Here is an 8764-nt window from a genome sequence, read left to right as displayed (position 1 = left end):
CCCTAATTAATTGTGTTTCAGCTAGTTTTAACGCTGTTTTCCTCTATTGTTTCCGGTTCTTCTCCCGGATAGTTCAGGGAAATTGCCGGCAAATCGTGGCGAAGGAAAGCATATTCGGTGACGATTTGATTACCGATTAGGTGTTCTTGGATAATTCTTTCGATCGCTTCCTTGTTTACCCTTCCATACCAGACTCCTTCCGGGTACACTAACAAAATCGGTCCTTGGCTACAAACCCGCAAACAGTTGGCTTTAGTGCGAAAAATACAGCCCGGACGGTCTGCCCTAGGGCGATCGAGTTGTAATTCACTTAACCGCTTCTTTAAATAATCCCACACTTCTAACCCTTCTTCCTTGTCACAGCATTTTGGCTTAGTCTGATCGCAGCAGAGAAATAGATGACGCTGGATCTGGGCCAATCCCAACTTAGCCACATTTTCCCCCAAGATATCTCTGGTGTCCGCTTCTTCCATAAATTTTTTTTATCAACTAAACTCTTGACATTGAACAGAAAATGTGCATAGCCGACTAAAATTTCGGTTTGAGGATGTAACGATAGATGAGATAAACGATAGCGGCAAGGATTAAAGCGCTTAAAACTGCGCTGACTAGGCGTAAAATCGCCGTTAAAATCGAAAGAGCCACAAAAACCCCCGCCACTGCCACGACTACCTGTGCTGGTGTGGAGAGGCTGCCGTACCAAGTTTTCACTTTTTCGAGGGTGGCAGCGAAACTAACCCGGGTATCAACGGGGGGGAAATCGTCGGTTTCAATTTCCACTTCCACTTCCTCTGGGGTATATTTATTATCGAACGGTTCGGGAGACTGCATAAACACTCAAGCTACTTAACACTTCATCCCTATTTTATCGGTGATTGGGGTTAACAGGGGTTGAGGCCAGATCAATGTAACAATGAGTTTATCCATAGCTAAACGACTGGAATCTATGAGCCTATCGACTCCCACCGTTACCGCCATCAATTATCCTGATGCTACCATCACTAGGGCCGAACGCGCCCTCTGTTGTTCTCCTTTCCGTGTCACCCTATTCGCCGCTATGCTTGAGCAAAGTGTATCACTTTTAAGCATCCCTGGTGCTGGGGGTTTAGAGAAAGGTTATACTTCCAGACTGCTGACGGAAGCAGCAGTGGAAAGATATCTTCTCTGGTTGATTAAAGTGGGAATTTTGCGGCGCGAAGTAGATGGACAGGGGATAACCGATAGTTTTCGTCTCACTCCTCTGGGGAGGAAATTAATAGAAAAATGGCAACCCCAAGGGGACTTTTTCCCTCAACCCAATTTCTGGCAAAGATTTTTCAATACTCTGCAACGTTGGTTTTCTTTTTAAAGGTGTCAGGTGTCAGTTATCAGTTATCAGTTATCAGTTATCAGTTAACTGAAAATGCTCAATTAAAAAAACTAGATGAAAGCAATTATGGTAGTGGGGACGACTTCCCACGCGGGTAAATCTTTTTTAACTGCCGCTTTATGTCGTTTATTCAAGCGGAAAGGCTGGCAAGTAACACCCTTTAAAGGTCAGAATATGGCCCTTAATGCCTATGTTACCGCCGGAGGGGGAGAAATGGGTCACGCTCAGGCGGTGCAAGCATGGGCTGCGGGGACAGTTCCCCGGGTAGAAATGAACCCAATTTTATTAAAACCCCAGGGAAATATGACCTCTCAGGTGATTATTAAAGGCAAGGCTGTTGGTGTCACCACGGCAGCGGATTATTATCAGAATTATTTTGAGCAAGGTTGGCAAGCAATTAAAGAATCTTTGGCTAAATTATCGGCAGAATTTGATCTAGTTGTCTGTGAAGGTGCGGGAAGTCCGGCGGAAATAAATCTCAAACATCGGGATTTAACTAATATGCGGGTGGCTAAATATCTCGATGCCGCTACTATTTTAGTGGTGGATATTGATCGCGGGGGGGCTTTTGCTCACGTCGTCGGTACGTTAGAATTATTAGAACCGGAGGAAAGAGCTTTAATTAAAGGTATTGTGATCAATAAATTTCGCGGACAAAAATCTCTCTTAGATTCAGGGATTACTTGGCTAGAAGATTATACAAAAATTCCCGTGTTGGGAGTTCTTCCCTATAGTGATATCTTTTTAAGTGCCGAGGATTCTCTTAGTTTACTCGATCGCCCTGCCCAAAAACCTAAAGCTGAAGTAAATATCAGTGTCATTCGTCTGCCTCATATCGCTAATTTTACTGATTTTGACCCTCTCTGTGGTGAAGCAACGGTTAATGTCCGTTATCTAGAATTACAGGAATCTTTAGGTGATCCCGATGGGGTAATTATCCCCGGTTCTAAAACCACCGTCGCTGATTTAATTGCTCTTAATCAAAGTGGTATGGCTAATCAATTACAAGCCTATCACCAAAGGGGAGGTATTATCTTTGGCATCTGTGGTGGTTTGCAAATGTTAGGGCGATTAATCCTGGATCCCGACCATCGAGAAGGCTCCGATAGTGAGGCAGCTGGCTTAAATTTACTGCCCTTAAAAACGGTAATTACTGCCGAAAAAATTACCCGTCAACGACAAGTTTTATCCAATTATCCCCAAGCGGGTTTACCAGTAACAGGATACGAAATTCACCAAGGAATAAGCGAATGGGAAAGGGAATCAGGTTATCAAAAAATGTTCGAGGAAGATGCTAGTCTAGGAATTGTCAATGATTCTCTGTCAATTTGGGGCTGTTATTTACATGGTATCTTTGATAATGGTTCTTGGCGAAGAACTTGGCTAAATCATCTGCGTCAGCGTCGCAGTTTATTATCTTTGCCTACGGGAATTGCTAACTATTGCGAACAAAGAGAAATAACCCTAGATGCTATGGCTAATTTACTGGAAGAACATTTAAATCTTAAACCTATTTTTGCTCATTTGTAAGGAAAAATTATGACTATTGCAGTGCGTTTTTTACCCGATGATATCATCATAGAAGCGGAAGCGGGAGAACTATTATTAGATGTAGCCAAAAAAGCGGGAATTGACATTCCTACTGGCTGTTTAATGGGTTCCTGTCACGCTTGTGAAGTAGAATTAGATGATGGTACTCAAATTTGTAGTTGTATTACTGGTATCCCTGGCGATCAAGATTCTTTAACCGTTCATTTATACTCCGATCCGCTCTGGTAATTGTTCGGGTTTTCTGATAACAGAATTCAGCTATTACTGTTAAGTTTACGACTTCTAACTAGGAGAATAATGGCTCGGCGACTTCTCGTCTAAGGGAAGGTTTTTGATTTTTGCAGGATGTCCATTGACAATAGTATATGCGATGTATTGATAAAATAATATGGTATATCCTATCAATGGGATGTGACAATAAATTTCACTAAACCCTTGACAAAAGTTACTTTTTGTATTACCCTGCGATAGTGGTGATACCACAAAAAATACTTACATATTAACTATTTTAAGATATGTCAGATTATTATCATTATCAAAATTCTTGCTGTGGGACTGCCCACGCTTATTTGCTACCCTCTCTAAGTCAGATTTTTGCCGATCTTGCTCCTCCTGAAAAGCGTATTTTTGACCTCGGTTGTGGCAACGGTTCGATCGCTAATTGGTTATCAGAAAAAGGATTTCAAGTCAGTGGCTGCGATCCTTCCGAATCGGGGATAGCAGAGGCAAAAAAAGCCTATCCTGAACTTGATCTATACGTTGGCTCCGCCTATGATGATCTGGCTGGTAAATTTGGTACTTTTCCTCTGTTAATTAGTTTGGAAGTGGTAGAACACGTCTATGCTCCGCGCGATTATGCTAAGACCGTTTATAATCTGCTGCAACCCGGAGGATATGCGCTGATATCCACTCCCTATCATAGTTATCTCAAAAATTTGGCCCTAGCGGCTACGGGTAAGATGGACGAGCATTTTACCGCTCTTTGGGATCACGGACATATTAAATTCTGGTCTGTCAAAACTATCACAAAACTGTTAACAGAAGCTAATTTATCGGTAGATAAAATCTATCGTATTGGTCGTATTGCTCCCTTAGCGAAGACGATGATTATTCTCGCTCGTCGGGGTCAATAAATTATACTAAATCCTGTTTAAAAGGTATAGGAGAGGAGGGTAGCAGGGAATTTGAGCTTTTGTACTAAAATTCCCAATACTCAGTTTAAACACAGTACAGCTTAGTCAAACTTGGGAATAATCCAAGCTGCTATAATAGCCAATAAAACAACAATTTCTAAGACTTTATATAAGTTAAGAGATTGTAGCCACTGAAAAGTATTGGCTAGACGCAAACTTAACCCCCATTGACGTAATTGAGATAACCATAATTTCGGACTATCTTGTTCACGAAAACCCCATTTAAGAATAGATAATAACAGGGGAATCCCTCCCACTTTAGCAGTCATGAGCAGGTGCAGCACCAGACATACTACCATAATTAACCAACTGAGCAAATGGGCATAATACCAAAAGTGATTTAATTCCCCTTCCGGTAGCCATTTGGAATCCATCATCCGCCCACTATACAAAGCAAAAGTTAGGGCAAAAAGAGTCAAAGTATTGACTAAACGATGGAGACTATACCACCAAATCGGCTTACCAAATTGAGTTAATTTGTTAAGAGAATCACTTTGAATTAATCTTTTGTTGCCGCGACGAAAAGCATAGATAGCAAAAACGGGAAAGATAATCAGAGTATAGAGTCCAAAAGTACCATGAATACTTTCAATTTCTTGATATTCTGGTAGGGGCAGTTTTAACCAACGACCGTCAAAAGTATCATAGGTCCAATAGGCCGTAACCATGGCGGCAATGAGGACAATTCCCGTGAATCCGTGCAGAATTCGCAGTAAAAGAGGTTGATAAGGTTGATTAGTTTTCATCGACTCGATCGATACAATAGGGGAGGTAAACTTTGCCTAGATACTATGTTAACCAATCCTTGGCTCGTCGCTATTCTTCTCAATACCGTCCTCCTCGGAATTGCTGCAATTGCCCCAAAAAAGCTCTTAACTCGGATGGGTTATCTCCATGCTTGGGTTCTAGGGGTAATTGTTTGGGGAAGCTTGGGATGGCGCGGTTATCTAATTGTTTTATTCTATTTCCTCGTCGGCTCTACTGTTACCCGCATCGGTTTAGCTCGCAAGGAAGCGGAGGGAATCGCCGAAAAAAGAGCGGGGGTACGCGGTCCGGAAAATGTCTGGGGTTCCGCTTTAGCGGGGGCAATTTGCGCTATCCTAAGTCTTTTTGCCGCTTCTCCCTGGGATTACCTCTTAATACTCGCTTATGTGGCTAGTTTTAGCACTAAATTAGCCGATACTACTGCCAGTGAGGTGGGTAAAGCTTACGGTAAAACTACTTATCTAATCACTAATTTTAAATCCGTCCCCCGGGGAACAGAAGGTGCTGTTAGTTTGGAAGGAACGCTCGCCGGTTTGCTGGCAGCCACGGCGATTTCCCTGTTAGCATGGGCTATCGGTGCGATCGATCTTATCGGTGTGTTATGGTGTGTAATTGCGGCATTTATCGCCACCAATATCGAAAGTCTCATCGGCGCTACCCTACAAACCCGCTTTCTGTGGTTAACTAATGAATTGGTCAATGTGATCAATACGGTTATCGGTGCGATCGTGGCTATACTGTTAAGCTTGCTCTGGTCTTTCCGCTAAAATTAAGTGACTAAAAAAATTTTTCAGAGAATATCTATGCTAAAGTGGCGTTTTTGTGCATTGTCCCTGCTTTTACTGCTAATTACTGCCTGTGGGACGGAAAATCAATCTAATTCTAGTTCTAACACCGCAAGTAGTCCCGATGCTGGCCGCTTGCAAACGGTGAAAAATCGCGGTAAGTTAATTTGTGGCATTAACGGAGAAGTGTCGGGGTTCAGCTTTGTTAATGAAAAAGGCGAATATTCGGGCTTAGATGTGCAAATTTGCCGAGCTATCGCTGCGGCTCTCTTTGATGATCCCTCTAAAGTCGAATATCGTAAACTTAGCCCCCAAGAGAGATTTACTGCCGTACAGACGGGAGAAGTGGATATCCTCAGTCGCAACACCACCTGGACGATTAACCGGGATACCGCCCTGGGGATGGAGTTTATCACCCCGGTTTTCTATGATGGTCAGGGAATTATGGCCACGAAAGCCAGTAATATTAAGAAATTAGAAGATTTAAGCGGAAAGTCCATTTGTGTGCTGTCGGGAACCACCACGGAACAAAATCTGGCCGATGCCATGGCAAAAGCGGCAGTGCAAGGTTATAAACCGATCGTTTCCGATGATGTGGAGGCCTTATATACAGCTTATCAGGCGGGGCGTTGTCAGGCTGTCACTTCCGATCGCTCCCAATTGGTAGCCCGGCGCTCGGTTTTTCCCCGACCGCAGGATCATCAATTATTAGAAGTGGTAATATCTAAGGAACCCTTGGCCCCGGCCGTGGCCGATGGTGATCCCGCTTGGTCGAATGCCGTCCGCTCGATCGTTTTTAGTTTAATTCAAGGGGAAGAATTCGGGATTAACTCAGAAAATATTGCCACTTTTGCCGATAGCAAAGACCCCAGTATTCGGCGCTTTTTGGGTATCGATGAGAAGTTGGGCGAAGATATGGGTTTACCCAATGATTTTGCCCAAAGAGTCTTAAAACAGGTGGGTAATTACGGTGAAATTTATGAGCGTGAAATCGGTAAACCCCTACAACTCGATCGAGGTTTAAATAATCTTTGGACAAAGGGGGGTTTATTGTATTCTCCTCCTTTTCGTTAATTTTAAGATTGTGTTTTCTGACGGGGAATATAGACTCCTAAAACGCTAGGAATAACTCGAAACATGGCGGGAGTAGTGCTAGTAATTTCGCCATCGGTGTTGATACTATGGGGTTTACGAGTCTGAATTTGAATTTCTTTCCCCTTAAGAGTTCTCACCCAAGATAATAAACCCTGTTGTCCTCGCGGTAATGTCCATAAAAGCGGGAAAATTTGCCACCAGTGTTCAATTTCTAGGCTATATAAATCTAACCTTTGATCGTCGATTTGGGCATCGTGAGCTATCGGCATTCCTCCCCCATAATAACGACCATTTCCAATCGCTATTTGTAGGGTTTTAACTTTGATATTTTGACCATCAACACGGATCATAGCGGTAAAAGGACGGGTTTTACTTAATACCTGTAGGGCTGTCCAAGCGTAGGCAAAAATTCCCAAACGTCGCTTTAAACCCTTGCTCAGTTTTTGGGTAATTTTCACACTTAATCCTAAACTAGCCACGTTGAAAAAGTATTTATTATTTACCCAACCTAGATCGATATATTTTAAGTTACCTTCGGCAATAATTCGACAGGCTTCGGCAATAGAATTCGGTATCCCTAAAGTCCGGGCTAAATCATTAGCTGTTCCCAGAGGTATAATGCCTAGAGGAAGTTGAGTTTCTACCAACACATCCGCCATAGCATTAAGAGTCCCATCGCCACCACCGACGATAACTAAATCAATATTAGAGCGATATTTTTCCAGCAAAAAAGGTATATCTTCTACCTTTTTCAAAGGGACGCTGATAATTTCAAAATCCCAATCATTGAGCAGATCGACAGTTTGAGCAAAGTTTTCTTTACCCTTGCGCGAGTGACGATTGATTAGTAGTAAAGCTCTTTTAGTCATAGGTAAGTTTCTCAGCAGTGCAGGGATAAAGGTTATGTAATTAGGAGTTGCTGAATAAATGTGAAATATAGACGAGGTAAGGGTTTTAGTGGCTGGTTTTGCGAAACAGGTGCAAGTCCTGTAGGGGCGAAGCATTCGGGCATAACCTATCGCTGAAACCGGAGATTTTCTATCCGAATGCTTCGCCCTTACTTTTTCAGCAAACCCTAATTAAATCAGAAAAAATATCAGGTGATTGTCAATAATTTAGCCCCATTGATCACTAAATTTTAGTTAATAGCCCTTTCTTCGAGAAAATGTTCTACCATTGCCTCTAGGTATGATAGCAAATTCAGACCCTTCAAGGCCATGAAACGAAGATAATGGCAGACAATTACTTGATTTTACTGATAACGGGCGTTTTTTCGGGCTTATTAGCGGGTTTATTCGGTATTGGGGGTGGCACTATCTCCGTGGCGATCCTGTTAAATTTGGGCTACAGTTACGGAGAATCGGTGGCTACCAGCAGTTTAGCGATCGTTTTCACTTCCCTAGGGGGTACGATCCAAAATTGGCGATTAGGTTCCCTCAAATGGCAGCGAGTTCTCCTCTTGGGTTTACCCGGGATTTTTACGGCATTTATCGGGGTCTATCTGGTCAAATATAGCCCCAAACACCTCCTAGAAGCTGCTTTTGGTTTTTTTTTACTGCTCAATATCTATTTAACCAATCTCAAGCAAAATTTAAGCCAAAAAGAGCCAGTTTCTGCCATTAGATTGCATCCTAATCTAGCCTGTCTGCTAACCGGAGGAATCGCTGGATTTCTAGCCGGTATTTTCGGAATTGGCGGTGGGGCGATCATGGTGCCACTACAAATGATTTTTTTGGCAGAAAAGATCAAAATCGCCATTGTCACCAGTTTAGGTGTGGTTTTACTCAATTCGATCGCCGCCTGTTTCGCTCATGCCCAAGCCGGTTATATTCTTTATCTACAAGGGATTATTTTAGGTATCGGTGGTTCCCTAGGTGTACAAGTAACCACTCGTTTTTTACCGAAATTACCGGATCGATTGGTGCGGATTACTTTTTATATTTTTCTGCTACTGATGGCCATTTATTTCTTCATCCGCGCTTGCTCTTAGACCGTATCAACGGACT

11 protein-coding genes are annotated in these 8764 nt (G+C 42.7%); 7 read left to right on the top strand and 4 right to left on the bottom strand.

Features of this window, described 5'->3' with window-relative positions; genetic code table 11:
• Nucleotides 1-17: 17 nt before the first annotated feature.
• On the bottom strand, nucleotides 18-473 hold the full coding sequence (locus IQ242_RS10195; RefSeq protein ID WP_193959886.1) for a ferredoxin: 456 nt from the start codon (nucleotides 471-473) through the stop codon (nucleotides 18-20).
• Nucleotides 474-528: 55 nt separating this feature from the next.
• Nucleotides 529-831: a hypothetical protein gene (locus IQ242_RS10190; RefSeq protein WP_193959885.1), complete on the bottom strand. Its 303-nt coding sequence runs from the start codon at nucleotides 829-831 to the stop codon at nucleotides 529-531.
• A gap of 115 nt (nucleotides 832-946) precedes the next feature.
• Here IQ242_RS10190 and IQ242_RS10185 point away from each other — a divergent pair, with 115 nt between their 5' ends.
• The 4 genes from IQ242_RS10185 (at nucleotide 947) to IQ242_RS10170 (ending at nucleotide 4053) form a co-directional block, all read left to right on the top strand.
• Nucleotides 947-1348, top strand: a complete 402-nt coding sequence (locus IQ242_RS10185) for an Npun_F0494 family protein (protein ID WP_193959887.1) — start codon at nucleotides 947-949, stop codon at nucleotides 1346-1348.
• A gap of 75 nt (nucleotides 1349-1423) precedes the next feature.
• Complete coding sequence (gene cobQ, locus IQ242_RS10180) at nucleotides 1424-2899, top strand: cobyric acid synthase CobQ (RefSeq protein WP_193959884.1); 1476 nt, start codon at nucleotides 1424-1426, stop codon at nucleotides 2897-2899.
• Between the two features lie 9 nt (nucleotides 2900-2908).
• Nucleotides 2909-3148 carry a 2Fe-2S iron-sulfur cluster-binding protein gene (locus tag IQ242_RS10175; protein ID WP_193959883.1) on the top strand — a complete coding sequence of 80 codons (240 nt, stop codon included), beginning with the start codon at nucleotides 2909-2911 and terminating at the stop codon, nucleotides 3146-3148.
• A gap of 287 nt (nucleotides 3149-3435) precedes the next feature.
• Nucleotides 3436-4053 (top strand): bifunctional 2-polyprenyl-6-hydroxyphenol methylase/3-demethylubiquinol 3-O-methyltransferase UbiG, encoded by a 618-nt coding sequence (locus IQ242_RS10170; RefSeq protein WP_193959882.1) that lies wholly within the window; start codon nucleotides 3436-3438, stop codon nucleotides 4051-4053.
• Nucleotides 4054-4154: 101 nt separating this feature from the next.
• Here the strand turns inward: IQ242_RS10170 and IQ242_RS10165 are convergent, their stop codons facing one another.
• Nucleotides 4155-4859: a cytochrome b/b6 domain-containing protein gene (locus IQ242_RS10165; RefSeq protein ID WP_193959881.1), complete on the bottom strand. Its 705-nt coding sequence runs from the start codon at nucleotides 4857-4859 to the stop codon at nucleotides 4155-4157.
• Nucleotides 4860-4904: 45 nt separating this feature from the next.
• Here IQ242_RS10165 and IQ242_RS10160 point away from each other — a divergent pair, with 45 nt between their 5' ends.
• Both IQ242_RS10160 and IQ242_RS10155 read left to right on the top strand, forming a co-directional pair.
• Nucleotides 4905-5645 carry a TIGR00297 family protein gene (locus IQ242_RS10160; RefSeq protein WP_193959880.1) on the top strand — a complete coding sequence of 247 codons (741 nt, stop codon included), beginning with the start codon at nucleotides 4905-4907 and terminating at the stop codon, nucleotides 5643-5645.
• Nucleotides 5646-5681: 36 nt separating this feature from the next.
• Nucleotides 5682-6737 (top strand): amino acid ABC transporter substrate-binding protein, encoded by a 1056-nt coding sequence (locus IQ242_RS10155; protein ID WP_190722562.1) that lies wholly within the window; start codon nucleotides 5682-5684, stop codon nucleotides 6735-6737.
• A gap of 2 nt (nucleotides 6738-6739) precedes the next feature.
• On the opposite strand, the gene IQ242_RS10150 is transcribed toward IQ242_RS10155, so the two are convergent.
• The gene (locus IQ242_RS10150) at nucleotides 6740-7627 is read right to left on the bottom strand and encodes a lipid kinase (protein ID WP_193959879.1); all 888 of its coding nucleotides are present in this window, start codon (nucleotides 7625-7627) and stop codon (nucleotides 6740-6742) included.
• A 362-nt stretch (nucleotides 7628-7989) separates the two neighbouring features.
• On the opposite strand from IQ242_RS10150, the gene IQ242_RS10145 reads away from it, so the two are divergent.
• Nucleotides 7990-8748, top strand: coding sequence for a sulfite exporter TauE/SafE family protein (locus IQ242_RS10145; RefSeq protein WP_193959878.1), 759 nt, complete (start codon nucleotides 7990-7992; stop codon nucleotides 8746-8748).
• Nucleotides 8749-8764: the final 16 nt, after the last annotated feature.

Origin of the sequence: Microcystis sp. LEGE 08355, assembly GCF_015207185.1 — a bacterium.
GTDB classification, from domain to species: Bacteria; Cyanobacteriota; Cyanobacteriia; order Cyanobacteriales; family Microcystaceae; genus Microcystis; species Microcystis panniformis.
This window is presented reverse-complemented; position numbering and strand designations above follow the sequence as displayed.

What these genes read in the sequence shown, in the direction of transcription:
- IQ242_RS10195 (WP_193959886.1), bottom strand. Translation starts at nt 473, where the DNA reads ATGGAAGAAGCGGACACCAGAGATATCTTGGGGGAAAATGTGGCTAAG.
- IQ242_RS10190 (WP_193959885.1), bottom strand. Translation starts at nt 831, where the DNA reads ATGCAGTCTCCCGAACCGTTCGATAATAAATATACCCCAGAGGAAGTG.
- IQ242_RS10185 (WP_193959887.1), top strand. Translation starts at nt 947, where the DNA reads ATGAGCCTATCGACTCCCACCGTTACCGCCATCAATTATCCTGATGCT.
- cobQ (WP_193959884.1), top strand. Translation starts at nt 1,424, where the DNA reads ATGAAAGCAATTATGGTAGTGGGGACGACTTCCCACGCGGGTAAATCT.
- IQ242_RS10175 (WP_193959883.1), top strand. Translation starts at nt 2,909, where the DNA reads ATGACTATTGCAGTGCGTTTTTTACCCGATGATATCATCATAGAAGCG.
- IQ242_RS10170 (WP_193959882.1), top strand. Translation starts at nt 3,436, where the DNA reads ATGTCAGATTATTATCATTATCAAAATTCTTGCTGTGGGACTGCCCAC.
- IQ242_RS10165 (WP_193959881.1), bottom strand. Translation starts at nt 4,859, where the DNA reads ATGAAAACTAATCAACCTTATCAACCTCTTTTACTGCGAATTCTGCAC.
- IQ242_RS10160 (WP_193959880.1), top strand. Translation starts at nt 4,905, where the DNA reads ATGTTAACCAATCCTTGGCTCGTCGCTATTCTTCTCAATACCGTCCTC.
- IQ242_RS10155 (WP_190722562.1), top strand. Translation starts at nt 5,682, where the DNA reads ATGCTAAAGTGGCGTTTTTGTGCATTGTCCCTGCTTTTACTGCTAATT.
- IQ242_RS10150 (WP_193959879.1), bottom strand. Translation starts at nt 7,627, where the DNA reads ATGACTAAAAGAGCTTTACTACTAATCAATCGTCACTCGCGCAAGGGT.
- IQ242_RS10145 (WP_193959878.1), top strand. Translation starts at nt 7,990, where the DNA reads ATGGCAGACAATTACTTGATTTTACTGATAACGGGCGTTTTTTCGGGC.